We start from the raw sequence: 25,179 nt of genomic DNA on the forward strand, positions 1-25,179 counted from the left end.
TGTACATCCCCTGGCCAGGAATAACGTCTATTCCACCTGTGCCTGCCGCCTGCTTTCATAATGGCCAGCGGAGACCTACCGCATGAGCCACACCCCACCACCAGCGCTGGCCGATCCCCGGCGCAATCCCCAGCAGTTTCTTCTGGACCTGTACCAGCGCGCAGTACAGCGCGCCCAGCCCCTGCACAGCATGGCGCAGTACCTGCCCCCGCCGCCCAAAGGCCGTACCGTGGTGCTGGGCGCCGGCAAGGCCGGTGGCTCGATGGCCCAGGCGCTCGAGGCCCTGTGGCCCCAGGACGCGCCGCTGTCGGGCCTGGTCGTTACCCGCTATGGGCATATTCCGCCGCGCCCGCCTGGGCTGGCCCAGCGCCTGGAGGTGGTCGAAGCCGCCCACCCCGTACCCGATGCCGCCGGCCTGGCGGCCGCCGAACGCATACTGGCGCTGACCCAGGGCCTGACCGCCGATGACCTGGTGCTCTGCCTGATCTCGGGCGGCGGCTCGGCGCTGCTGACCCTGCCAGCCGACGGCATGGACCTGCAGGACAAGCAGCGCATCAACCAGGCGCTGCTGGAGAGCGGTGCCGCCATTGGCGAGATGAACTGCGTGCGCAAGCACCTCTCGCGCATCAAGGGCGGGCGCCTGGCCGCTGCCTGCTACCCCGCAAAGGTGGTGACCTTGACCATCAGCGATGTGCCCGGCGACGACCCCTCGGTCATCGCCAGCGGCCCGACGGTGCCCGATGCCTCGACCTGCGCCGAGGCACTGGCGATTCTGAACCGCTACCAGATCGCGCTGCCCGAGCGCCTGCGCGCCGCTCTGGAGGATGGCTCGCTGGAGACGCCCAAGCCCGGCGACCCGCGCTTTGCCGGCCATGAAGTGCACCTGATCGCCACGCCCCAGCAATCGCTGGATGCGGCGGCCGATGCCGCAGTCGCCGCCGGGATCACCGCCCATGTGCTGTCGGACGAGATCGAGGGCGAATCGCGCGAGATTGGCAAGATGCATGCGGCGCTGGCACGCGCCGTGGCCCGCCATGGCAGCCCCTTTGCCAAGCCCTGCGTCATCCTCTCCGGGGGTGAGACTACCGTCACCATCCGCCCGCGCCAGCCGGGCGCCGCCAAGGGGCGCGGCGGGCGCGCTGGCGAGTTCTGCATGGGCCTGGCGCAGGCCCTGCAAGGCCAGGGCGGTGTCTGGGCGTTGGCGGCCGATACCGATGGCATCGATGGCGTCGAAGACAATGCCGGCGCGCGCCTGGCACCCGACAGCTTGCAGCGCGCCGCTGCACTGCAGCTGCGCCTGAGCGACCACCTGGACCGCAACGATGCCTATGGCTTTTTCGAGGCGCTGGGCGACCTGGTGGTGACCGGGCCCACGCACACCAACGTCAACGATTTCCGCGCCATTCTGATCCTGTGATGCGGGCTGCCAGGCTGGGCAGCCCCTCCCGCGCCTAGCCGCCCTGGGGCAGGTTTTCCCACCAGGCGGCATCAAAGCTGCCCTGCAAGAACGCGATAAAGGACTGCACCTTTTGCGGCACCAGGCGCGGCGAGGGGTAGACGGCGTGGATCTCCTGCTCGGGCAGGCGGCAGGTCTTGAGTACCTCGACCACGCGGCCCGCCTTCAGCGACTCATGCGCCACATAGCGCGGCAGCGCGGCCACGCCCATGTGCGAGCGCGCAGCGGCCAGCAAGGCCGAGAGGTTGTTGGAGCGCAGCCGCCCCGTGACCGGCACGGAGACGGACTCGCCACTGGCATTGCGCAGGCGCCAGACATCATTGCCCTGCACGCTGCTGTAGATCAGCGCCGAATGCTCTTTCAGGTCTGATGGCCGGCGCGGCGTGCCCTGCTTGCGCAGGTAGGCTGGCGAGGCCACCAGCACCCAGGGATTGACGCCCAGCATGCGCGCGCCCAGCGATGAATCGGCCAGCTTGCCCAGGCGCAGCGCCACATCAATGCCCTGGGCCACCAGGTCGGTGTAGCGGTCTTCAAAGCTCAGATCCACCTGCACCTGCGGGTTATGTTGCATGAACTCCATCGCCAGCGGAATCAGCACGCGCCGCCCAAACGCCACCGAGCTGCCAATGCGCAGCTGCCCCTGCACCTGCGTTTGCCGCACCTGCACCACATTGTCGGCATCGGCCACATCGCTCACGATGCGCTTGCATTTTTCGTAGTACAGCGCGCCCGCCTCGGTCAGGCTCACGCCCCGCGTATTGCGGTTGAGCAGGCGCACTTTGAGCCGCGCCTCCATCGCTGCCACCTGCTTGGTCACCGTGGGCTGGGTCGAGGAAAACTCCTGCGCCACCTTGGTGAAGCTGCCCGTTTCCACCACGCGCACAAACATGTGCATGGCATCGAGTCGGTCCATGGTTGTGTCTCCTGGGATTGCTGCGGCATCGCATGCCGCACGTCACATGCTGGGCGCTTCTTGGAACAGGTTCGCAGCGCCTCTGCGCCCGATGATGCGGCATGCTGCGCCGTGCCGTCCATTCCTGGGCGGAATAAATTTTATGGTCCGCCTGCGCCTTCCGGCAAACGCCTGCCTTCCCTACAGTCGATCCCAACTGTAAAGGAGACCCCATGGCCAAAATGAAAGCGATCGAAGCCGCAGTCCGCGTGCTGGAAAAAGAAGGTGTGAGCGTCGCATTCGGCGTTCCTGGCGCTGCCATCAACCCGCTGTATGCAGCGATGAAGGCGCATGGCGGCATCGGCCATATCCTGGCCCGCCATGTCGAAGGCGCCAGCCACATGGCCGAGGGTTATACCCGCGCCGTGGCGGGCAATATCGGGGTCTGCATCGGCACCAGCGGGCCGGCCGGCACCGACATGATCACGGGCCTGTACTCGGCCAGCGCCGACTCGATCCCGATCCTGTGCATCACCGGCCAGGCACCGCGCGCGCGCCTGCACAAGGAGGACTTCCAGGCTGTGGACATTGCCTCCATCGCCAAGACCGTGACCAAGTGGGCCGCCACCGTGCTGGAGCCCGCCCAGGTGCCCGGCGCCTTCCAGCAGGCCTTCCATCTGATGCGCTCGGGCCGCCCCGGACCGGTGCTGATTGACCTGCCCATCGATGTGCAACTGGCCGAGATCGAATTCGACATCGACACCTACGAGCCCCTGCCTATCTACAAACCTGCCGCCACACGCAAGCAGGCCGAAAAAGCCATCGCCATGCTCAATGCCGCCGAGCGCCCGCTGATCGTCAGCGGCGGCGGGGTCATCAATGCCGATGCGGCAGACCTGCTGGTGGAGCTGGCCGAGACCCTCAATCTGCCGGTGATTCCCACCTTGATGGGCTGGGGCAGCATCCCCGACGACCACCGCTTGATGGCAGGCATGTGCGGCCTGCAAACCAGCCACCGCTATGGCAATGCCAGCATGCTGGCCTCGGATTTTGTGCTGGGCATCGGCAACCGCTGGGCCAACCGCCATACCGGCTCGGTCGATGTCTACACCCGGGGCCGCCAATTCATCCATGTCGATATCGAGCCCACGCAGATCGGCCGCGTGTTTGCGCCTGATTACGGCATCGTCTCGGATGCCAAGGCCGCGCTGCAGCAGTTCATCGCTGTCGCCAAGGACTGGAAGGCCGCTGGCAAGCTGCGCGACCGCAGTGCCTGGGTCGCAGACTGCCAAGGCCGCAAGAACAGCATCGACTACCTGCGCAAGACCCACTTCGACAACGTGCCGATGAAGCCCCAGCGCGTCTATCAGTGCATGAACCAGAGCCTGGACCGCGACACCACCTATGTCTCCACCATCGGCCTGTCGCAGATTGCCGGGGCGCAGTTTCTGCATGTCTACAAGCCGCGCAACTGGATCAACTGCGGCCAGGCCGGCCCCTTGGGCTGGACGACACCGGCCGCGCTGGGCGTGCGCGTGGCCGATCCGCAGCGCAAGATCGTCGCGTTGTCGGGCGACTACGACTTCCAGTTCATGATCGAGGAGCTGGCCGTGGGCGCGCAGTTCAAGCTGCCCTATATCCATGTGCTGGTCAACAACAGCTACCTGGGCCTGATCCGCCAGGCGCAGCGCAGCTTCAGCATCGATTACTGCGTGCAGCTTGCGTTCGACAACATCAACATGGCCGAGGACGAGGCCGCACGTGGCTATGGCGTGGACCATGTGAAGGTCGTCGAAGGCCTGGGCTGCAAGGCCATCCGCGTACACCGCCCCGAAGAATTCGCCCCCGCAATGCAGCAGGCCGAGGCCTGGATGGCCGAGCACCGCACGCCGGTCGTCATCGAATGCATCCTGGAGCGCGTGACCAATATCGCGATGGGCACCGAGATCGACAACGTCATCGAGTTCGAAGACCTGGCCAGCGGCAAGGCCGATGCGCCCAGCGCCCTCGCGCTGCTGGATTGATGCACCCCTCGTTTTTAACCGGAGTTTTGCCATGCCCCGTTTTGCTGCCAACCTCAGCATGCTGTTTACCGAAGTGCCGTTTCTAGACCGCTTTGAACGCGCCGCCCAGGCTGGTTTTGAGGCCGTGGAGTTTCTGTTTCCCTATGCCCATACCGTTGAAGAAATCCAGCAGCGGCTCGATGCCACGGGCCTGCAGATTGTGTTGCACAACCTGCCTGCGGGCGACTGGGAAGCGGGCGAGCGCGGCATTGCCTGCGATCCCCGGCGGGTGGACGAGTTCCGCGCCGGCGTCGCCCAGGCCGTCACCTATGCGCATGCACTGGGCGTGCCCCAGCTCAACTGCCTGGCCGGCAAAGCGCCCGCCGATGTGGATGCTGCCACCCTGCGCCGCACGCTGGTGGACAACCTGCGCTTTGCCGCAGCGGCGCTGAAGCTGGCCAAGCTGCGCCTGCTGGTTGAGCCCATCAATACCTTTGATATTCCCGGCTTCTACCTGAACCGCACCGACCAGGCGCTGGCCATTCTGGATGAGGTGGGCGCCGCCAATGCCTTTGTGCAGTACGACATCTACCATGCCCAGCGCACGGAAGGCGAGCTGGCCGCCACCTTGCACAAGCACCTGGCGCGCATCGGCCATGTGCAGCTGGCCGACAACCCAGGCCGCCACGAGCCGGGCACGGGCGAGATCCACTACCCCTTCCTGTTCGCGCACCTGGACCGCATCGGCTACAGCGGCTGGGTGGGCTGCGAATACAAGCCCGCGCAGGGCACCGAGGCGGGCCTGCACTGGCTGCAGACCGTCGCGGGCCAAAAGCGCGCGACGGCGACCGCTTGATCGCTCCCCGAAACCCCCACCTCTTTCCATAAAAACCAAGGAGATTTCTGCATGCATGCAACGCCACTCAAACTGGGCTTTATCGGCCTGGGCATCATGGGCGCGCCCATGTGCAGCCACCTGATTGCCGCCGGCCACCAGCTGTTCATCAACACACGGGGCAAGGTGCCGGCCCCCATCGCAGAGAGCAGCGCCACCCAATGCACATCGGTGCGCGGCGTGGCCGAGCGGGCCGATATCGTCTTTTTGATGGTGCCTGACACCTCCGACGTCGAGCAGGTGCTGTTTGCGCCCGATGGCCTGGCCGCCGGCCTCAAGGGCAGCAGCGGCAAGATCGTCGTCGATATGTCATCGATCTCGCCGGTGGCGACCAAGGACTTTGCCAAACGCATCAGCGCGCTGGGCGCGCAGTACCTGGATGCGCCGGTATCGGGCGGCGAAGTGGGTGCCAAGAATGCGACGCTGTCCATCATGGTGGGCGGGCCAGAGGCGGCCTTTGAACGGGTCAAGCCGCTGTTCGAGACGCTGGGCAAGAACATCACCCTGGTCGGCGGCCATGGCGACGGCCAGACCGCCAAGGTGGCCAACCAGATCATCGTCGCGCTGAATATCGAGGCAGTGGCTGAGGCGCTGCTGTTTGCATCGCGCGCCGGTGCCGACCCAGCGCGGGTGCGCCAGGCGCTATTGGGCGGCTTTGCCTCGTCCAAGATTCTCGAAGTGCATGCCGAGCGCATGATCCATCGCACGTTTGATCCCGGTTTTCGCATCGCGCTGCACCAAAAGGACCTGAACCTGGCGCTGGCCAGCGCGCGCCAGCTGGGCGTGGCGCTGCCCAACACCGCCCAGGCGCAGCAGCTGTTCAACAGCTGCGTGGCCCATGGCGGCGCGGGCTGGGACCACTCCGGCCTGGTGCGCGCGCTGGAGATCCAGGCCAATTTCGAGATCGGGCAAAAAGCGCCAGCCTGAGTCTATGGCAGGCCTGGCAGACCGGCTATGCTTGCGCGATGTCCCGCCCTGCCCGTCTGCTCCGCCTGCTCGATCTGCTGCGCCGCGCCCGCCAGCCCCAAACCGGCCCGGCGCTGGCCCAGACCCTGGAGGTGAGCCTGCGCACCGTCTACCGCGATATCGCCAGCCTGCGCGAGCAAGGCGCGGCCATCGAGGGCGATCCAGGCATTGGCTTTGAGATGCGGCCTGGCTTTTTGCTGCCGCCCTTGATGTTCAATGCCGATGAGCTCGAAGCCTTGCTGCTGGGCGCGCGCTGGGCCAGCCTGCAGGCCGACCCGCAGTTGGCCAGTGCCGCCAGCGCCGCGATGGACCGCATCCGCAGCGCCTTGCCGCTGGAGCTGCGCATCGCAGTCGACACCAGCGGCCTGATGGTCCCCAACATGCAGCCCAGCCCCCCGCCCGAGCACTGGCAGACCGGGCTGCGCCGCGCGATCCGTGCCGAGCACAAGGTGGTGCTGCACTATGAGGACCAGCACGGCCGCCTGACCGAGCGCCTGGTCTGGCCCTTTGCGATGGCCTATTTCGACCGCAGCCGGGTGGTCTCTGCCTGGTGCGAGCTGCGCCAGGGCTTTCGCCACTTTCGCGCCGACCGGGTGCATGCCATGCAGGAGCTGCAGGAGCGCTATCCGCAAAGCCGGCACAGCCTCATCCAGCAGTGGTTGGCAGAGACCGGCTATACGCTGGACGGCTGGTCCTAAGCGCTGATCTGCGGCTTGATGCCAGCTGCTGACAGTTTCTGTCAGCCTCCCTGCCTAACCTACGGGCATGGCGATTTTGCCAGTCACCCGAAGGACCAAGACATGACCCCCCACAACGCCCCGCTGCGCTTTTTCTACCACCCCCAGTCCCGCGCCCGCATGGTGCGCTGGATGCTCGAAGAGTGCGATGCCGTCTACGAGCCGGTGCGGCTGGAGTTTGGCGGCACGATGAAGTCGCCCGACTACCTGGCGCTCAACCCCATGGGCAAGGTACCGGCACTGCAGCATGGCACCACGGTGGTGAGCGAGACCGGCGCGATCCTGGCCTACCTGGCCGACCTCTTCCCCGAGAAAAAGCTGGCACCGGCGCTGGGCAGCCCCGAGCGCGGCAGCTACTACCGCTGGCTGTTCCTGGTGGCGGGCCCGGTCGAGGCGGTGTCCACCGCCAAGGCCGAAGGCTGGCTGAAGAACCAGACCGAACGCCAGGCACTGTCGGCCGGCTATGGCCGTTTTGACGATGTGCTGCGCAGCCTGCAGCTGGCGGTGAGCGGCAAGCGCTATGCCTGCGGCGACCATTTCACGGCGGCCGACCTGTACCTGGCCAGCTATATCGGCTGGAGCATGCACGAAGGCACCCTGCCGAGCCTGCCCGAGTTCCAGGACTACGCGCTGCCGCTGCTGCAGCGCCCCGCTGCCCAGCGCGCCGATGCGCTCGACGGCCCCGTCGAGATGCCCGCCGCAGCCGCTGCCTGATCGGGCCGCTGCCATCTGCATGCCATGGGGATCAGGCACAATAGCCCGGGGTGGCCATGGAGCCACCTTGTTTTATCCACCTGCCCCATGCCCGCTTTTTCGTACGAAGTTCTAGACGCCCAGGGCCAGACCCGCAAGGGCATGATCGAAGCCGACAGCGCCAAGGCCGCGCGCAGCCTGCTGCGTGCCCAGGCCATGGTGCCCTTGGCGGTCGAGCCGCTGGGCGATGTCGACGACAACGGTGCCAGCACCGTGCGCAGCCGGCGCGCGGTGTTCAATGCCACGAGCCTGGCGGTCTGGACGCGCCAGCTCGCCGGCCTCATCAGCTCGGGCCTGCCGCTGGAGCGCGCGCTGACCGCGCTGATGGAAGAGATCGACAGCGAGCCCCAGCGCCAGCTGGTCGCCAGCCTGCGCGCCGAAGTCAATGGCGGCTCCACCTTTGCCAAGTCGCTGGCCCTCTACCCCCGTGATTTTTCGCAGATCTACCGCGCCGTGATCGATGCGGGCGAGCACAGCGGCCACCTCGATCAGGTGCTGTCGCGGCTGGCCGACGACCTCGAAGAGCGTGACCAGCTCAAGAACAGCCTCATCGGTGCCTCGCTCTACCCGGCCATCGTCACCTGCTTTGCCTTTGTCGTGGTGATGGTGCTGATGAGCTATGTGGTGCCCCAGGTGGCCGAGGTGTTCTCGGGCACCAAGCATGCGCTGCCGCTGCTCACCCGCATCATGCTGGGCTTTAGCGACCTGATCCGCCACTGGTGGTGGCTGGGTGCGGGCCTGGCGATTGCCGGCACCGTGCTGCTGCGCCTGTCGCTGCGCCAGCCCGCCTTTCGCCAGCGCTTTGATGCCGGCTGGCTGCAGCTGCCAGTCGTCGGCAAGCTCTCGCGCAACTACAACGCTGCCCGTTTTGCCTCGACCCTGGCCATGCTCAGCAATGCCGGCGTGCCCATCTTGAAGGCGCTGCAGGCCGCTGCGCAGACCGTCTCCAACCAGGCGATGCGCCAGGATGCCATCGATGCGCTGGACCAGGTGCGCGAGGGCGCGCCGCTCGCCTCGGCCTTGGCGCAGAAAAAACGCTTCCCCGCGCTGCTGTCGATGTTTGCACGCCTGGGCGAGCAGACCGGCGAGCTGCCGCAGATGCTGCAGCGCGTGGCCAACCAGCTGGCCGGTGATGTCAAGCGCCGCGCGATGCGCCTGGCCACCATCCTGGAGCCGCTGCTGATCGTCGGCATGGGCATCATTGTCGGCATCATCGTGATGGCGGTGCTGATGCCCATCATCCAGCTCAACCAGTTTGTGCGCTAAACAACCAGTCTGACCCCGCTTGGCCCGGTCAGGCTAGCGGGGCCAAGCTTCACTCCGCGTGGATCTTGTTGGCCTTGACCACATCGCCCCAGAGCTTGTACTGCGCGCGCGTCATCGCATCGAGCTGCTCAGGCGTGCCGCCGCCAGGCTGGTCACCGCGCTCCTGAAAGCTGCGGATAACGGCTGGCTCCTTCAGCACCGTGTTGATGGCGGCATTGAGCTTTTGCACCACCTCAGGGCGGGTGCCGGGCGGGCCATACATGCCGATGAAGGAGATGATCTCGAAATCCTTGAGGCCCACTTCGGCGGGGGTTGGCACATCGGGGAGCGAGGCCACGCGGCTGCTGCTGGTGACCAGGATGGGGCGCACCTTGCCGGACTTGATATAGGGATCAAACACCGATGTCGCGTCAAACATGGCCTCGATGCGGCCGGCCATCAGGTCGATCACGGCAGGGCCACTGCCCTTGTAGGGCACATGGTTCATCGCCGGGCTGCCCAGGCGCTCGCGCATCAGCTCGGTGGTCACATGCACCAGCGAGCCGGCACCGGGCGTGCCATAGTCCACGCCCTTGCCAGCCTTGGCGCGCTCCTTGACGAGCGCGGCAAACTGCGCAAAGTCCTTGACCGGTGACGAGGTGGGCACCACCAGCACCAGTGGCGACTGCAGCAGGATGCCCACGGGCACAAACTTGGTTGGGTCCACAATGCCCAAGGTCGGGAACACATGCGGGGTCACCGTCATCGAGCCATTGCCCACCAGCATGCGGTAGCCATCGGGGGCCGAACGCATGATGTCGGCCGAGCCCAGGTTGCCATTGACGCCGGCCTTGTTCTCGATGACCACGCCCTGGCCCAGATTGGCCGCCAGGCTGTTGCTGAGCACGCGGGCGGCAAAATCGGTCTGACCACCTGGCGGGAAGCCCACCATCAGGGTGACCGGCTTGGTCGGGTAGGCGGTTTGCGCCAGCGCCGGGGCGCCCGCGCAGATCAAGCTGGCGCCCAGCGCCAGACCCAGGGTCAGTTTGCGGCGCAGCATGGCGTGCGATGGCTGAACGGTCTTCATTGTTATGTCTCCTTGGTTTGAAATCAGAGGGCAGCAGGCACTGCGCTGTCTTGCTGCTCGGGCGAGAACTTGTCCACCGCTTCCCACAGGCCGTTGATGTAGACGGCGCCCAGTGCCCGGTCGTAGAGGCCATAGCCGGGCTTGCCGGTTTCGCCCCAGATCATGCGGCCGTGGTCCGGGCGCACATAGCCTGCAAAGCCCACATCGTGGTAGGCCTTGACGATGGCCGCGATATCGAGCGAGCCACAGGTCGAGAGGTGGGCGGTTTCTTCAAAGTCGCCCTCGGGCGATACCTTGACATTGCGGATATGCGCAAAGTGGATGCGGCCGCGCCCGCCAAACTCGCGCACCAGTGCCTCGACATTGTTCTGCGGGCCGGCGCCCAGCGAGCCCGAGCACAGGGTCAGTCCATTGGCGGGGCTGTCGATCAGGTCGACGATGCGGGCGAGGTCATCGCGGTTCTTCACGATGCGCGGCAGGCCAAAGATCGGGCGCGGCGGGTCATCGGGGTGGATGGCCATCTTGATGCCGCATTCCTCGGCCACCGGGATGACCGCCTGCAGAAAATAGGCCAGGTTCTGCCAGAGCTGCTCGGCATCGACCTGGCGGTAGGCCTGCAGCAGGCCTTGCAGCTCATCGCTGCGGTAGCTGCTGTCCCAGCCGGGCAGCGAGATGCCCTTTTCCGCATCGATGCTGTCGGCCTGGCGGCTGTCAAAGGCCAGGCAGGTGGAGCCATCGGGCAGTTGCTTGGCCAGCTCGGTGCGGGTCCAGTCAAACACCGGCATGAAGTTGTAGCAAACCACCTGCACACCGGCGGCGGCCAGATGGCGCAGGGTTTGCTGGTAGTTGGCGATCAGCTGGTCGCGGCTGTCGCGGCCCAGCTTGATGTCTTCGTGCACCGGCACCGATTCGACCAGTTCAAAAGCCAGGCCCGCGTCTTCGATCTGCTGCTTGAGCGCCTCGATCTTGGCCAGCGGCCAGACGGAACCAACCGGCTCGTCATAGATCGCCGAGACGATATGCGTGACCCCGGGGATCTGGCGGATATAGGCGAGCGACACCGGGTCCGCGCTGCCAAACCAACGAAACGACATCTTCATGGAAAACCTTTTGCTGCAATCAAAAATCTGGTTAGACCAATTCTACAAACTGGCTAGACCATTTAGATTGATGGTTTACCACTATGTCCGGTATTTGCCGCGTTTGGCCCAGACGGCGGCTTACACTGCTGCTGGCCCTCCGGTTTTGGCGGATCGGCCCATGAACGGAATACGCGCAAGATGCCCAACAAGCTGGTCCCGACGGTTGACGACGACAGCCGCACCACCGGTGTCAGGTCCTACCAGGACCTCGCCAGAAAAATCCTGGAAGAAACTGCCACAGACAGCGCGGCGGCTGACCAGCGCCTACCCTCGGAGCGCACGCTGGCCGATATGTTTGGCGTCAGCCGCACTGCGGTGCGCGAGGCCATCATTGCGCTGGAGGTGCAAGGCCTGGTCGAGGTGCGCCTGGGCTCGGGCATCTACCTGCAGCCCAGCGGTGCCGGTGGCCCCAGCCGCCTGCCCGCCTTTGATGTGCCCACCGGCCCCGGCCCGCTCGAGACCCTGCGCGCCCGCGTGCTGGTCGAAGCCGAGATAGCTGCCGCCGCCGCCAGCGAGCGCCGCGATGCCGACCTGGACCGCATGCTTGACGCCCTGGCCACCATGCGCCTGCAGCTGGCCGACAAGGACGCCTATGACGCCGCCGACCGGCGTTTTCACCTTGCCATTGCCGAGGCCACCGGCAACCGCGTGCTCCAGCACATGGTGGAGGCCATGTGGGACAACGCCCGCCAGGACCCGCGCTGGGACAAGATCGAGCAGCATTTCCACTCCGAGCAGCTGCGCGAAGCCAGCCTCAAGGACCACCAGGCCATCTTTGCGGCGATTGCCGAGCGCCAGCCTGAGCAAGCCCGCCAGGCGATGCAGCAGCATCTGGGACGCGTGATCTCGCAGTTCTCACAGGCTTGGTATTAAGTCAAGAACAGCGCAGCCACTGCGCTATATTGGCCCTCAGTTCAGCAACAAGGACGGCCATGGCTGCCACTCTCGAAAACAAGCTGGTGGTCGCGATCTCGTCGCGGGCGCTGTTCAACTTTGAAGAAGAAAACCGGGTTTTTGAGCAGGACAAGGACCAGGCCTATGCCCAGCTGCAGCTGCAGCGGCTCGATATCCCCGCGCCACCCGGCGTGGCGTTCTCCTTGGTGCGCAAGCTGCTGGCGTTCAACAGTGGCGCGGCACAGAAGGTCGAGGTGGTGCTGCTCTCGCGCAATGACCCGGTCAGCGGCATGCGGGTGTTCCGCAGCTGCAAGGCCCATGGGCTTCACTCCATCCAGCGCGGGGTGTTCACCCAGGGGCGCGACCCTTTTCGCTACCTCAAGCCGCTGGGCGCGCATTTGTTCCTGTCGGCCAATGCCACCGATGTGCAGCAGGCGCTGCAGCTGGGCTTTCCGGCCGCGCGTGTGCTGACCGAATCGGCCCAGGCGCAGGACAGCCACCCCGATGAAGTGCGCATTGCCTTTGACGGCGATGCGGTGCTGTTCTCCGATGAGGCCGAGCGCGTCTTCCAGGCCCAGGGGCTGGATGCGTTCCAGCGCCATGAGATCGAGCATGCCACCCGGCCGCTGCCCGATGGCCCCTTCAAGCCGCTGCTGGCGGCGCTCCACCGGCTGCAGCAAGACACGCAAAGCCAGATGCGCATCCGCACCGCCCTGGTCACCGCCCGCAGCGCCCCCGCGCATGAGCGCGCGATCCGCACCCTGATGGACTGGAACATCGGCGTCGATGAAACCATGTTCTTGGGTGGCCTGGCTAAGGGCGAGTTTCTGCGTGAGTTCGAGCCTGATTTCTTCTTTGACGACCAGACCGGCCATGTGACCAGCGCGGCGGCCCATGTGCCGGCCGGCCATGTCAGCAGCGGCATCTCCAACCTCTGATCCGCTGCATCCACCCAGGCGCAAAAAAGCCGCTGGCTCCTGAGGAGACAGCGGCTTTGGCGTTCAGGCTTCTACAGCCAGCTGCTTAGAACTGCTTGATAAAGCCCAGCGAGACTGCACGGCCCTGCAGCGGCGCCGCGTTCTTGATGAACGAGGTGTGCACATAGGCCAGCTTGTTGGTCAGGTTGTCCAGCTTCAGGTAGATCTGCCATGGGGTGCCATCGCTGGAGGTCTGGTGGTAGCTCACGCGCCAGTTCAGCATGCCGTAGCCCGGGGTCTCGCTTTCATAGTCGGCCACCTTGTTCTGGCGCTTGACCAGCTGCCACTGCGCCTCGCTCCTCCAGTTGGCCCATTTGCCGGCCACGCGCAAGCCTACGCGGGCGGGAGCCAGGCGCGGGATCTTGCTGCCGTCTTCGAGCTTGGCATGCACCAGGTCACCGGTGGCGCCCACCGTCCAGTTCGCATTGATGCGGTGCTGGATCTGACCCTCCAGACCGGTGAAGGTGGCGGTCTGCTGCGCATACTGCAGCAGCTGCAGGCCGTCGTGCTCATCGACGGTGCGGCCATAGATGTAGTTGTTCACCCGGTTGCGGTAGACATTGACCGAGTAGGTCGTGTCGCCCGCAGTGCGCGCAATGCCGATGTCGATATTGCCCGAGCGCTCCTTGCGCAGGTCGGGGTTGCCCAGCTCATAGGTCGAGGTGGCCATGTGCAGGCCGCGTGCATACAGCTCTTCGGCCGTGGGCAGGCGGCTGGCCGAGGTGACATGGGCACTCAGGCGGTAACCCGGCATAAAGCGCCAGCTGCCGCCCAGCGACAGCGAATTGCCCTTGTGCTTGCGCACCAGGCCGTCGTCGTTGGCATAGACGCTTTGCCAGTCGTGGCGCAGTGCGGCTTCCACACCAAAATCGCCAAAGCGGCGCTCTTCGAGCAGATAGACGCCCTGGCTTTGCGTGCGGGTCGGCTGCACATAGGCTTCCTCACCGGTGGCGCTGAATCGGCGCTGCGCGGCCTCAAAGCCGACCAGACCGGTCCAGCCGGCAATCGGCTCATGCAGCACATCGACACGCATGTCATGCGCGCGGTTCTTGAAGCTGGTGGAGATCTCGCCGCCTTCGATCTCGTCGTGGTGGTAGCGCGTCACGCCGCCGCGCACACGGATGGCCGACACACCAGCAAACGGCTGGCGCCACTCGGAGCGCAGGTCATAGCGCTCGCTGTGCATGTCCACCACCGGCACGCCTTCTTCCTCATGGTCGTGGTCATGGTCGTCATCCCCATGGTCATGGCCATCATGGCCGCCGCAGTGCAGGTGCAGGCCGTGGGTGTGGCAGCCTTCAAAGCTGTGGTTGTGGCCGGGCAGGCCGTAGCGTGCCTGGGTACGGGTGTAGGCCAGGCCCACATAGCCGCTGTCGCCGATCCAGGACAGCCCGATGCTGCCGCCGGCATTGCGCGCGCGGCTGCCGTCCACCTTGTTGCCCAGGCCCCAGCCGCTGCCCACGCGATAGTCATCGGCATTGCGGGCCATGCCCTCCATATGCAGGGCAAAGGGGCCCGAGCCGGCCGTCAGCGACAGGGCCGTCGCCGCATCGTTGGCGCCCGTGCCGGCACGCACTTCCACCTGGCCTTCATAGCCCTTCTCAGGCACCTTGGTGGGGATCTTGTTGTCCAGCACATTGACCACGCCGCCAATCGCGCCGGCGCCATAGATCAGCGCCGAGGGGCCGCGCAGCACCTCGATCTGGGTGGCCAGCATGGGCTCGCTCACCACGGCATGGTCGGGGCTGATGGTCGAGGCATCCTGGATCACCGCGCCATCGTTCAGTACCTTGACCCGCGCACCATCCATGCCGCGAATCACCGGGCGGCTTGCACCCGCACCAAAGTGCGTGGCCTGGATGCCGGGCTCATTGGCCAGGGTCTCGCCCAAACTGGCACCGCGCTTTTGCACCAGCTCATCGCCTTGCAGCACCGTCACCGGCGTGGTCATGTCGTCGACCGTGCGGTTGGTGCCGCTGGCCGACACCGTCACCTCGGGCAAGGTGGTGGTCGCAGTGGTCGTTGCCGGCGTGCTGTCTTCAGCGTTCTGCGCCAGCGCGGCGCTGCTCAGCAGCAGGCCGATCACCGCTGCTGCAACCGGGCGCAGATCACGCGCCTGTGGCTTGAAAATTGCTGTGCGCGCCACCAGCGGCTGCGCCTGTTGTGCATGGAAACCCATGGTCTACCCCTCGAAAAGCACATGCATCCAGCGCATGTGCGCGCGCAGCCCAGCACTGCTGGCTGAACCGGCCCGGCGCCATAACGCCCGGCAGCTGCGCGGAAAAAACAAGACAGACCGGCCTGCGCTGCCCTGCACCATCAAAGGTCAAGGACTAGGGGCTGCTAACACGACCCAGCAAACCGAGGGTTTGCGATTGAGACTAGGCGTCAAGCCGCAGGCAGTACAGACGTACGACAAGGCTTGGCAACGACGTATCAAGGGTTGTGTTAACGGCCCTAAGGGCCGAGTCACTGGAACGAAGAGGGGGAGAGAGACGGAGGGCCACGCGCAAAGAACAGCGCCGGGCTTTGGCGCAGCAAGATGGCCAGCACGGTGGGTGCCGCTTCCTGCACCGCCCGCAGCAAGGGCGCTTGCAACGCATCGCAGAGCAGCCCAGCGCCCAAGGCCATGTGCGAGAAGCCCTGGCAGTCGGCTTCGGAGTGCTTGCCAAACAGGTCATGCGCGCCATGGCCGGGGCTGACCACGGTATCGCTGCTGTCACGCTCGCCAGCCGATGCTGTGGCCGTGAGCGCAGCCGTCTGCAGCGCGCGGGCATGGAGGTGGCTGATGTCATGGACCTTGCCCAAGAGCGGCAGGCACAGCTGCGCAAAACACAGCCAGCACAGCAGCGCCATCGCCCAGCCACGCAGCGGCCTGGGCGCATGCGCCGAGACAGACAGGGGGTGGAGAGCGCGCAGGGAAGACACAGGCCGGGCAGACAATCAAACCAGGGGGCCGCGCAGACGACGGCCACTATTGCAAATGAATTGCATTATGCCTGTAAATGCCCGGCAAAGCAGCACCTGGGGGACAAGGCCCACAAAAAGGCAAGGGCCCGCAATTCCGGGCCCTGCACTGCAGCTTGCGGTAGGGGCAGCTTACAAAAAGCGCTCCAGCAGCTTGCGCGACGCCTTGTCGAGGCGGTTGGTATCGGGCAGGCGGTAGTGCACGCCGTCGGCCGAGGTGATCAGCAGGTTCTGGCGGCCATGCAGCTTGCGGATGTCCTCTTCGGCCTTCAAGGTCATGTGGACGGGGCCCCGGTCAGTCTCCAGGGTCCAGATGCTGGGGACGGAGAACGTGGAGACGCTGACGATGCGCTCGATCAGCGGCTGGAACTCGCGCGCGGCCAGGTCTTCGTCGAGCAGCGCGCGGGCGGCCGGGTCCACCGCATCCATATCGGCGATCCACAGCACCTCCTTGCCGTCTTCGCCGACCAGGGAGATGCCCAGCGATGGTGCCGACAGCGGAAAGGCGCGCACCGGGTTGACCTGGTGGGGCCTGCCGTCCTTGTCCAGAACCAGGCGGCCAAAGGGATTGCGGCTGAGCGCCAGCGGAGAGGAAATGGTTGTCATGAAAAGGCTTTCCTGGGCTGCTGATCAGCGGTTGTCATCGGACCCGTCCACATGGGACTTGGGCAGGGGCTGCATGTCATAGGTCACGCCCGCAGCGCGCGCGGTGACCACGCCAGCAGCTTCGGCATCTTCCTCGGCGCGGCGCGCCTGCGCCATGTACAGCCGCCAGTAGGCGCCTTCCTGGGCCATCAGCGCATCATGCGATCCGACTTCAACGATCTCGCCGCGGTCCATCACCACCAGGCGGTCGGCCTTGCGCAGGGTCGAGAGGCGGTGGGCAATCGCAATAGTGGTGCGGCCTTGCACCAGGTTATCCAGCGCCCGCTGGATTTCCTTTTCAGTCTCGGTATCCACCGCCGAGGTCGCCTCGTCCAGGATCAGGATGCGCGGGTCGATCAGCAGTGCGCGCGCAATCGAGATACGCTGGCGCTCACCGCCGGACAGGCCCTGGCCGCGCTCGCCAACCAGCGAGTCATAGCCATGGGGCAGGCGCAAGATGAACTCATGCGCATGGGCGGCGCGCGCTGCGGCCACAATCTCTTCGCGTGTCGCATCGGGCTTGCCATAGGCAATGTTCTCGGCAATGGTGCCAAAGAACAGGAAGGGCTCCTGCAGCACCAGGCCGATATTGCTGCGGTAGTCGGACACGGCAATGCGGCGCACATCGACGCCATCGAGCTGGATCGAGCCGTCGGTCACGTCGTAGAAACGGCTGATCAGGTTGACCAGGGTGCTCTTGCCCGAGCCGCTGTGGCCCACCAGGCCAATCATCTCGCCGGGGCGGATCTGCAGGTTCAGGTCCTTGATGACGGTGCGGCTGCCATAGCGGAAACCGACGCTGTCCATCGTGATGGCGCCCTGCACCTTGCCCAGCTTGACCGGGTTGACCGGGTCGGGCACGTTGCTCACATGGTCGAGGATGTCAAAGATGCGCTTGGCGCCGGCAGCGGCCTTTTGCGTCACTGAGACGATGCGGCTCATCGAATCCAGACGCGTGTAGAAGCGGCCGATGTAGGCGATAAAGGCAGTCAGCACACCGACGGTGATCGAGCCACCGGCCACCAGGTAGATACCAAAGGCCCAGACGATCAAGAGGCCGATTTCGGTCAGCAAGGTGACCGTGGGCGTGAACAGCGACCAGGTCTTGTTGACGCGGTCATTGGCTTCGAGGTTGACCTGGTTGGCGGCGGCAAAACGGTCGGCCTCGCGCTGCTCTTGGGCAAAGGCCTTGACGACGCGGATACCGGGAATCGTGTCAGCCAGCACATTGGTCACCTCGGACCAGACGCGGTCGATCTTCTCGAAGCCGGTGCGCAGCTTGTCGCGCACCGTGTGGATCATCCAGGCGATAAAGGGCAGCGGCACCAGGGTCACCAGGGCCAGCCAGGGGTTGATCGAGAACAGGATGGCCGAGGTCATCACGATCATCAGCACATCAGTCGCAAAATCCAGCGCGTTGAGCGACAGAAACAGGTTGATGCGGTCGGTTTCGGCGCCGATACGGGCCATCAGGTCACCGGTGCGCTTGCTGCCGTAAAAATCGAGCGAGAGCTTGAGCAGGTGGTTGTAGGTGGTGGTGCGCAGGTTGGCGCCGATGCGTTCGGAGACGCGCGCCAGCACAAAGGTGCGCGCCCAGCCCAGCAGCCAGGCGATCAGTGCCGAGACCAGCAGCGCGCCCAGGTAGAAGCGCACCAGGCCGGCATCGATCTTCTCGCCGTTCTGGAACGGGATCAGGATCTTGTCCATCAGCGGAATCGTCAGGTACGGCGCCACCAGCTGGGCGGCCGTGGTGCAGAGCGTCAGGACGAAACCCAACAACAATTGCATTTTGTAGGGTTTGGCAAAGCGCCACAGGCGCAGCAGCACCCAGCTTGAGGTCGGTGCATTCTGCTGGCGGGCACAGGCCGGGCATTCTTCGCTGTCGGGGGGCAGCACACTGCCGCAGACCGGGCAGAGCGAGCGCTCGTCCTCGACCACCTGGTATGCCTCGTTGCGCAGCAAGCGCTCACGTTGGCGCTCGAACTGCTGCATCAGGCCCAGCACCGCCGTCTGGTGGCTCAGGGTGATGCGCCACAGGCCCAGGCGCTGCGCGCTGTCATGCAGCTCCAGGCTGCCCACGCCGCCATGGTCAAAAAAACGCAGGCTCAAATCCGTTGATAGTATCCACTCACTCCACCGCTGGGCATCGGGATCAAAGGCCAGAAGGCGCTCCGAGGTCAGCACCACCTGGCCGCTGCCGAAGCGCAAATCCGAGGTCAGGTCAACGGGAGTGACGGCAAGCACGTTTTCCAGGGTGTTGAGCTTGGCTCGCAATTGGGTTCCTAGCGGACCCGCAAAGAATGCTGACGCGTCCGCGGAATGAAGATGTTGCATAAGGCGTTTTTTCTCTCCGCACGGGGCGGTGGCAGTGGTCCGGTGAACAACCGCATATTATTGTGGCGAACGGCGGCATGGGTCGCCCCGCCCTCATCTGTCTTTAACGTCTGACATGCCCAATAGGCTGACAGCGATTAATCTGCCTCATTTGGGCGCACAATGCTTTCCCATCTACGGCGATTCCCCCCGGAATTGTTACTTATGTTTATCCGTTGATCGATATGGCGAAATTCAATACCATCCAACTCTTGCGCACTACCTTTTTGCGCGGCCCCAGCGTCTGGACTTACCGCCCCGTATTGGAGGTCTGGCTGGACCTTGGAGAGCTGGAGGACTATCCCTCGAACAAGATCCCCGGGCTGAACGAGCGCCTCACCACCTGGCTGCCCGACCTGATCGAGCACACCTGCGGCGTCGGTGAACGCGGCGGCTTTATCCAGCGCCTCGAAGGCGGCACCTGGATGGGCCATGTGATGGAACATGTGATCATCGAGCTGCTGAACCTGGCGGGCATGCCTGCCGAATTTGGCCAGACGCGCGAGATCTCCAAGCGCGGCGTCTACCGCATGGTGTTCCGCTGCCCCGAAGAGGCCGTCGCCCGCGTCGCACTGGAGCATGGCCACCAGCTGCTGATGGCCGCGATCAACGACGAGCCCTACGACATCAAGCCGGCGGTCCATGCGATCAAGACGGCGATCAATGACCGCTACCTCGGCCCCTCGACTGGCTGCATCGTCGATGCCGCCAGCGAGCGCCGCATTCCCCATATCCGCCTCAATGACGGCAACCTGGTGCAGCTGGGCTATGGCGCTGCGCAGCGCCGCATCTGGACGGCCGAGTCCGACCAGACCAGCGCGATTGCCGAGGGTATTGCCCAGGACAAGGATTTCACCAAGCGCCTGCTGACCGCCTGCGGCGTGCCGGTGCCCGAAGGCCAGATCGTGGCCACCCCCGAAGAAGCCTGGGAAGTGGCCCAGGACATCGGCTTCCCCGTCACCGTCAAGCCGTCTGACGGCAACCACGCCCGGGGCGTGACCTTGGAGCTGTCGCAAGAGGCCGATATCAAGGCCGCATTTGCGCTAGCCCAGCCCGAAGGCTCGGATGTCATCGTCGAGAAGTTCATCGATGGCGTCGAGCACCGCCTGCTGGTGGTGGGCGACAAGGTGGTCGCGGCCACCAAGGGCGAGACCGTCAGCGTCTACGGCAATGGCAAGGCCACCTTGCGCGAGCTGGTGGCTGTGCTCAATGAAGACCCCCGCCGGGGCCCCGAGCAGGAGTACCCGCTCGACTGGATCAAGCTCGAGGCCGGCGCCGTCAAGCTCGAACTCAACCGCCAGCATGTCACGCCCGATTCGGTCATTCCGCAAGGCCAGGGCGTGCTGCTGCAACGCAATGGCAACATGGCCATTGATTGCCTCGATGATGTGCACCCGGATGTGGCCTACTACGCGGTGCTGGCGGCCAAGATCGTCGGCCTGGACATCGCCGGCATGGACATGATCCTGAAGGACGTCTCCCAGCCGATGCAAGGCCAGGGCGCGATTCTCGAAGTCAACGCTGGCCCGGGCCTGTTGATGCACCTCAAGCCCACCAGTGGCGCGCCACGCCCGGTGGGCATGGCCATTGCCGACCACCTCTTCCCGCGCGAAGAAGGTGCCGGCGCAGGCCGCATCCCGATCGTCGGCATTGTCGGCACGCAGAACAACGCCTTCATTGCGCGCCTCGTAGGCTGGCTGCTGCAGCTGTCGGGCAAGCTCACCGGTGTGGCCAGCGATGAGGGCATGTTCCTGTCCAACCGCCAGACCCAGAAGACCAATACCGCCAACTGGGCCGGTGCGCACCGCCTGCTCACCAACCGCCTGGCGCAAGCGGCGGTGATCCAGACGACGGCCCGTTCCATTCTGGAAGAAGGCCTGGCCTATGACCGTTGCCTGGTCGGCGTCGTGACCGACATGCAGGGCTTCGAAGCTCTGCCCGACCACGATGTGCTCGAAGCCGGCCAGATGCGCCGCGTGATGCGCACCCAGATCGATGTGGTGCTGGACGAAGGCGCTGGCGTGCTCAACGCCGACCTGCCCGAAGTGGCCGACCTGGCCGAGCTCTGCGACGGCGAAGTGATGCTCTACACCACCGATGCGAACAACGAGGCTGTGGCCACCCACCGCGCCAACACCGAAGCCCAGCACGAAGGCGGCCGCGCCGTTCTCATCAAGGGCAACAACGTGGTGCTGGCCACCGGCGCGCAAGAGCGCGTGCTGGGCACCCTCGATGCGCTGAGCCTGCCGGGCGGCAAGAAGCCCGACACCTCGGCCCTGCTTGCCGCCATCGCCACGGCCTGGGCGCTGGATATCACCCCCGATCTGATCGGCGCCGGTATCAAGACCTTCGAGTACAACGCCTGATACGCCGGACACGGCTCTCCACGACGACAAGCATGCACGGCCCGCTGATTCAGCGGGCCCTCCATCTGAAAGAAACACTATGCAGCTCTCCCGCACCCGTGCCTTGCGTGGCCCCAACCTCTGGACCCGCAGCACCGCCATCGAGACCATCGTGCGCTGTGAAGACAGCGAACAGCGCTACAGCACCATCCCCGGTTTTGAAGAAAAACTGCGTGCGCGCTTCCCCAATATCGCCCCGCTGCAGCCCCATGGTGCCGACCAGGCGCTGTCGCTCGCCCATGTGCTCGAAATTGCCGCGCTGTCGCTGCAGGCACAAGCCGGCTGCCCGGTCACCTTCAGCCGCACCCATGTGACCACCGAGCCCGGCACCTACCAGGTTGTCGTCGAATACACCGAAGAGGCGGTGGGCAAGCTGGCGATGGAAAAGGCCGAAGCGCTGATCCAGGCCACCTTGAACGACAGCCCCTTTGATGCCGACGCCGCCATTGCGGCGCTGCGCGAGTTGGATGAAGACGAGCGCATCGGCCCCTCGACCGGCGCGATTGTGGACGCCGCCGTCGCCCGGGGCATCCCCTTCCGCCGCCTGACGACCGGCTCACTGGTGCAGCTGGGCTGGGGCTCCAAGGCGCGCCGCTTCCAGGCGGCCGAGATTGATTCGACCAGCGCCGTGGCCGAATCCATTGCGCAGGACAAGGACCTGACCAAGCGCCTGCTGCATGCCGCCGGCGTGCCCGTGCCCATGGGCCGCCCCGTGGCCGATGTGGAAGAGGCCTGGCAAGTGGCACTGGAAGTGGGCCTGCCCGTCGTGGTCAAGCCCCAGGACGGCAACCAGGGCAAGGGCGTGGTGGTCAACATCACGACCCGCGAAGGCCTGGAAGCCGCTTACAAGACCGCCAGCGAATTTGGCGACGAGATCATGGTCGAGCGCTTTTTGCCCGGCCACGACTTCCGCCTGCTCGTGGTGGGCGGCCAACTGGTCGCTGCTGCCCGCCGCGAGCCGCCCCAGGTGCTGGGCGACGGCCAGCACACCATCCGCGAGCTGGTGAACCTGGTCAACCAGGACCCACGCCGGGGCACCGGCCACGGCACCGCGCTCACCAAGATCCGCCTCGATGACATCGCCATCGCCCGCATTGCCAGCGAAGGCATGACCCCCGACAGCGTGCCCGGCCAGGGCCAGCGCGTGGTGCTGCGCAACAATGCCAACCTGTCGACCGGCGGCAGCGCCACCGATGTGACCGATGACGTGCATCCCGAAATCGCCGCCCGCGCGATCGAAGCAGCGCAGACCATTGGTTTGCACATCTGCGGCGTGGACGTGGTCTGCGAGACCATGCTCAAGCCGCTCGAAGAGCAAAGTGGCGGCATTGTCGAAGTCAACGCCGCCCCTGGCCTGCGCATGCACCTGGCGCCCTCGTTCGGCAAGCCCCGCCATGTCGGCGTGCCCATGGTCGACGAGATGTTCAGCGCCGGCAACGACGGCCGCATCCCGCTCGTTGCCGTCACCGGCACCAACGGCAAGACCACGACCACCCGTGTCATCGCCCATCTGTTCACCTCGCACGGCTGGCGCACCGCGATGACCAATACCGATGGCGTCTACGTCAACGGCCGCCAGATCGACAGCGGCGACTGCTCGGGCCCACGCAGCGCGCGCAACGCGCTGGCCCACCCCGAGACCGATGCGGCTGTGCTGGAATGCGCACGCGGCGGCATTCTGCGCGAAGGCCTGGGCTTTGACCGCTGCCAGGTCGCTGTGGTCACCAACGTCGGCGAAGGCGACCACCTGGGTCTGAACTTCATCACCACCAAGGAAGACGTGGGCGTGCTCAAGCGCGTGATCGTGCAGAACGTGGCGCCCACCGGCTACGCCGTGCTGAACGCCGCCGACCCGCTGGTCGCCGCGATGGCCCATGTCTGCCCCGGCAAGGTGATCTTCTTTGCCGCTGACCGCCACCACCCCGTCATGGCCACGCACCGCGCTCAAGGCAGCCGTGTGGTCTATGTCGATGGCGACAGCATCGTGGCCGCCGAAGGCTCCTGGCGCGAGTCGATCCCGCTGCGCGAGATCCCGATCACCCGCAATGGCGCGATCACCTTCCAGGTGGAGAACGTCATGGCCTCCATCGGCGCCGCCTGGGCCGCCGGCCTGCCCTGGCAGACCATCCGCCGAGGCCTCGCCGGTTTTGTCAACGACAGCGACAACGCCCCTGGCCGCTTCAATGTGATGGACTACCGCGGCGCGACGATCATCGCCGACTACGGCCACAACCCGGACGCCATCCGCGCCCTGATCCAGGCCGTGGAAGCCATGCCCGCCAACAAGCGCAGCGTGGTCATCAGCGGCGCCGGCGACCGCCGCGACGAAGACATCCGCGTGCAGACCGAGATGCTGGGCGAGGCCTTTGACGATGTGATCCTCTACCAGGATGCCGCCCAACGCGGCCGCGCCGACGGCGAAGTCATCGCGCTGCTGCGCCAGGGCCTGCAAGGCGCTAGCCGCACCAGCTACGTGACCGATATCCACGGCGAGTTCATCGCCATCGACCATGCGCTCGCACGCCTGCAACCGGGCGACCTCTGCCTGGTGCTGGTCGACCAGGTCGAAGAAGCGCTGGAGCACCTGCAGCGCCACGTGGCCCAGGCCGCCGCCCAGGCCTGATCCGGCCCCCGCATGCACCGGCCACCGCGCCGGTGCAGCCCTCTCTCTTTTTCGGACGCCCTCCATGCTGACCACCTCTTCCTGGCGCCGCACCCTCGCCGCCGCAGGCTGCCTGGCCGCCACCGCCGCCTGGGCCCAACCGGACACCATCGGCTCGGTGGACACGGTGTTCAAGTTCATCGGCCCCGACCACAAGATCGTTGTCGAGGCCTATGACGACCCTTTGGTCAAGGGCGTCACCTGCTATGTCTCCCGCGCCCGCACGGGCGGTGTCAAGGGCGCGCTGGGCCTGGCAGAAGACCGCTCGGAGGCCTCGATTGCCTGTGTGCAGGCCGGACCGATCAGCATCGACAAGCCTTTGAAGCAGCAGGAAGAGGTGTTCAGCGAGCGGACCTCGCTGCTGTTCAAGCGTTTGCGGGTGGTGCGCATGGTGGATGCAGCGCGGAATACTTTGGTGTATATGACGTATTCGGACAAGGTGATTGAGGGCTCGCCGCAGAACAGTGTGACGGCGGTGGCGGTGCCTGCTTCTACGGTTATTCCGGTGAAGTGATTGCACTTCTTTAGCGCTGATCGCCACCATGGCTGCGCTTCTTAATTTGCGTTTTTTACTACTGGCGTAGGGCTGCTGGCCGGGATGTGCGCCCGGCGGCGCAGTCACTTTCATTTGGCGCCAAATGAAAGTAACCAAAGCAAAGGCGCCCCTGCTGCTTGCGACCCTTCGCTTTGCGAAGGGCAACCTGTGTCGTGGCGTTTGCGGGGTGTGCCGCGAAACTCTCTACGCGCCAAAGGCGCTCCGTTCGGACAGACGCGGCAAGCTAGTTCACGAAGCGGGGGGGCGCAGGGGGGGCCGCGCCCCCCCCCCCACACCCCCCCCCCCCCCGGGGGGCGGGCCCCCCCCCCCGGCCCATTATTTCCCCCCCCGCGCGCCCCCGGGGGGGCCCCCCCCCCACCCCACAAACACCACGCCCCAGGCGCATGCAAAAGGGGAATGCGAACACCCCAACAGCCCAATACCAGTAGGCCCGCGCGGCCCCCCGGCCCCCCCCCCCCCCCCCCCCGGGGGGGGGGGGGGGGGGGGGGGGGTCCCCGGAGGGTGAGGCCCGGGGCCCCCGGGTT

The 25,179-nt window shown here is 65.6% G+C and carries 19 protein-coding genes; 12 read left to right on the top strand and 7 right to left on the bottom strand.

Annotation, left to right across the window (positions count from 1 at the left end; all coding sequences use genetic code 11):
- Window positions 1-82: 82 nt before the first annotated feature.
- Complete coding sequence (locus WH265_RS07785; RefSeq protein ID WP_339557856.1) at window positions 83-1,417, top strand: glycerate kinase type-2 family protein; 1,335 nt, start codon at window positions 83-85, stop codon at window positions 1,415-1,417.
- Window positions 1,418-1,451: 34 nt separating this feature from the next.
- Here the strand turns inward: WH265_RS07785 and WH265_RS07790 are convergent, their stop codons facing one another.
- Window positions 1,452-2,369: a LysR family transcriptional regulator gene (locus WH265_RS07790; protein WP_312461649.1), complete on the bottom strand. Its 918-nt coding sequence runs from the start codon at window positions 2,367-2,369 to the stop codon at window positions 1,452-1,454.
- 212 nt (window positions 2,370-2,581) lie between these two features.
- Between WH265_RS07790 and gcl the strand changes: the two genes are divergently transcribed.
- The 6 genes from gcl to gspF all read left to right on the top strand — a co-directional run bounded on the left by gcl (window position 2,582) and on the right by gspF (window position 8,968).
- Window positions 2,582-4,372, top strand: coding sequence for a glyoxylate carboligase (gene gcl, locus WH265_RS07795; RefSeq protein ID WP_339557857.1), 1,791 nt, complete (start codon window positions 2,582-2,584; stop codon window positions 4,370-4,372).
- Window positions 4,373-4,403: 31 nt separating this feature from the next.
- Window positions 4,404-5,207 carry a hydroxypyruvate isomerase gene (gene hyi, locus WH265_RS07800; protein WP_312988867.1) on the top strand — a complete coding sequence of 268 codons (804 nt, stop codon included), beginning with the start codon at window positions 4,404-4,406 and terminating at the stop codon, window positions 5,205-5,207.
- Window positions 5,208-5,258: 51 nt separating this feature from the next.
- Window positions 5,259-6,173: a 2-hydroxy-3-oxopropionate reductase gene (locus WH265_RS07805; protein ID WP_339557858.1), complete on the top strand. Its 915-nt coding sequence runs from the start codon at window positions 5,259-5,261 to the stop codon at window positions 6,171-6,173.
- Window positions 6,174-6,211: 38 nt separating this feature from the next.
- On the top strand, window positions 6,212-6,910 hold the full coding sequence (locus WH265_RS07810) for a helix-turn-helix transcriptional regulator (protein ID WP_339557859.1): 699 nt from the start codon (window positions 6,212-6,214) through the stop codon (window positions 6,908-6,910).
- A gap of 102 nt (window positions 6,911-7,012) precedes the next feature.
- The gene (locus WH265_RS07815) at window positions 7,013-7,663 is read left to right on the top strand and encodes a glutathione S-transferase family protein (RefSeq protein WP_339557860.1); all 651 of its coding nucleotides are present in this window, start codon (window positions 7,013-7,015) and stop codon (window positions 7,661-7,663) included.
- An 87-nt stretch (window positions 7,664-7,750) separates the two neighbouring features.
- Window positions 7,751-8,968, top strand: a complete 1,218-nt coding sequence (gene gspF / locus WH265_RS07820) for a type II secretion system inner membrane protein GspF (protein ID WP_339557861.1) — start codon at window positions 7,751-7,753, stop codon at window positions 8,966-8,968.
- A 49-nt stretch (window positions 8,969-9,017) separates the two neighbouring features.
- Here the strand turns inward: gspF and WH265_RS07825 are convergent, their stop codons facing one another.
- Both WH265_RS07825 and uxuA read right to left on the bottom strand, forming a co-directional pair.
- Complete coding sequence (locus tag WH265_RS07825) at window positions 9,018-10,034, bottom strand: Bug family tripartite tricarboxylate transporter substrate binding protein (protein WP_339557862.1); 1,017 nt, start codon at window positions 10,032-10,034, stop codon at window positions 9,018-9,020.
- Window positions 10,035-10,057: 23 nt separating this feature from the next.
- Window positions 10,058-11,134 carry a mannonate dehydratase gene (gene uxuA / locus WH265_RS07830; RefSeq protein ID WP_339557863.1) on the bottom strand — a complete coding sequence of 359 codons (1,077 nt, stop codon included), beginning with the start codon at window positions 11,132-11,134 and terminating at the stop codon, window positions 10,058-10,060.
- A 180-nt stretch (window positions 11,135-11,314) separates the two neighbouring features.
- On the opposite strand from uxuA, the gene WH265_RS07835 reads away from it, so the two are divergent.
- Both WH265_RS07835 and WH265_RS07840 read left to right on the top strand, forming a co-directional pair.
- Window positions 11,315-12,049 carry a FadR/GntR family transcriptional regulator gene (locus tag WH265_RS07835; RefSeq protein WP_339557864.1) on the top strand — a complete coding sequence of 245 codons (735 nt, stop codon included), beginning with the start codon at window positions 11,315-11,317 and terminating at the stop codon, window positions 12,047-12,049.
- Between the two features lie 59 nt (window positions 12,050-12,108).
- Window positions 12,109-13,008, top strand: coding sequence for a 5'-nucleotidase (locus tag WH265_RS07840; protein WP_021025510.1), 900 nt, complete (start codon window positions 12,109-12,111; stop codon window positions 13,006-13,008).
- Window positions 13,009-13,093: 85 nt separating this feature from the next.
- Here the strand turns inward: WH265_RS07840 and WH265_RS07845 are convergent, their stop codons facing one another.
- The 4 genes from WH265_RS07845 to WH265_RS07860 form a co-directional block, all read right to left on the bottom strand.
- Window positions 13,094-15,226, bottom strand: coding sequence for a TonB-dependent receptor domain-containing protein (locus WH265_RS07845; protein WP_339557865.1), 2,133 nt, complete (start codon window positions 15,224-15,226; stop codon window positions 13,094-13,096).
- Window positions 15,227-15,516: 290 nt separating this feature from the next.
- The gene (locus tag WH265_RS07850; RefSeq protein WP_339557866.1) at window positions 15,517-15,975 is read right to left on the bottom strand and encodes a hypothetical protein; all 459 of its coding nucleotides are present in this window, start codon (window positions 15,973-15,975) and stop codon (window positions 15,517-15,519) included.
- Between the two features lie 171 nt (window positions 15,976-16,146).
- Entirely contained in the window at window positions 16,147-16,620 is a 474-nt protein-coding gene (locus tag WH265_RS07855) for a cyanophycin metabolism-associated DUF1854 family protein (RefSeq protein WP_312988878.1), read from the bottom strand.
- Window positions 16,621-16,644: 24 nt separating this feature from the next.
- Window positions 16,645-18,993, bottom strand: a complete 2,349-nt coding sequence (locus tag WH265_RS07860; RefSeq protein ID WP_339557867.1) for a cyanophycin metabolism-associated ABC transporter — start codon at window positions 18,991-18,993, stop codon at window positions 16,645-16,647.
- Between the two features lie 224 nt (window positions 18,994-19,217).
- Here WH265_RS07860 and WH265_RS07865 point away from each other — a divergent pair, with 224 nt between their 5' ends.
- The 3 genes from WH265_RS07865 (at window position 19,218) to WH265_RS07875 (ending at window position 24,613) form a co-directional block, all read left to right on the top strand.
- A complete protein-coding gene (locus WH265_RS07865; protein WP_339557868.1) occupies window positions 19,218-21,398 on the top strand; it encodes a cyanophycin synthetase in 2,181 nt (726 codons plus the stop codon).
- Between the two features lie 79 nt (window positions 21,399-21,477).
- Window positions 21,478-24,060, top strand: a complete 2,583-nt coding sequence (cphA, locus tag WH265_RS07870) for a cyanophycin synthetase (protein ID WP_339557869.1) — start codon at window positions 21,478-21,480, stop codon at window positions 24,058-24,060.
- Window positions 24,061-24,124: 64 nt separating this feature from the next.
- Window positions 24,125-24,613, top strand: coding sequence for a CreA family protein (locus tag WH265_RS07875; protein ID WP_339534214.1), 489 nt, complete (start codon window positions 24,125-24,127; stop codon window positions 24,611-24,613).
- Window positions 24,614-25,179: the final 566 nt, after the last annotated feature.

The organism is Comamonas sp. MYb396 (genome assembly GCF_037479555.1).
In the GTDB taxonomy this organism is placed as follows: Bacteria; Pseudomonadota; Gammaproteobacteria; order Burkholderiales; family Burkholderiaceae_C; genus Comamonas.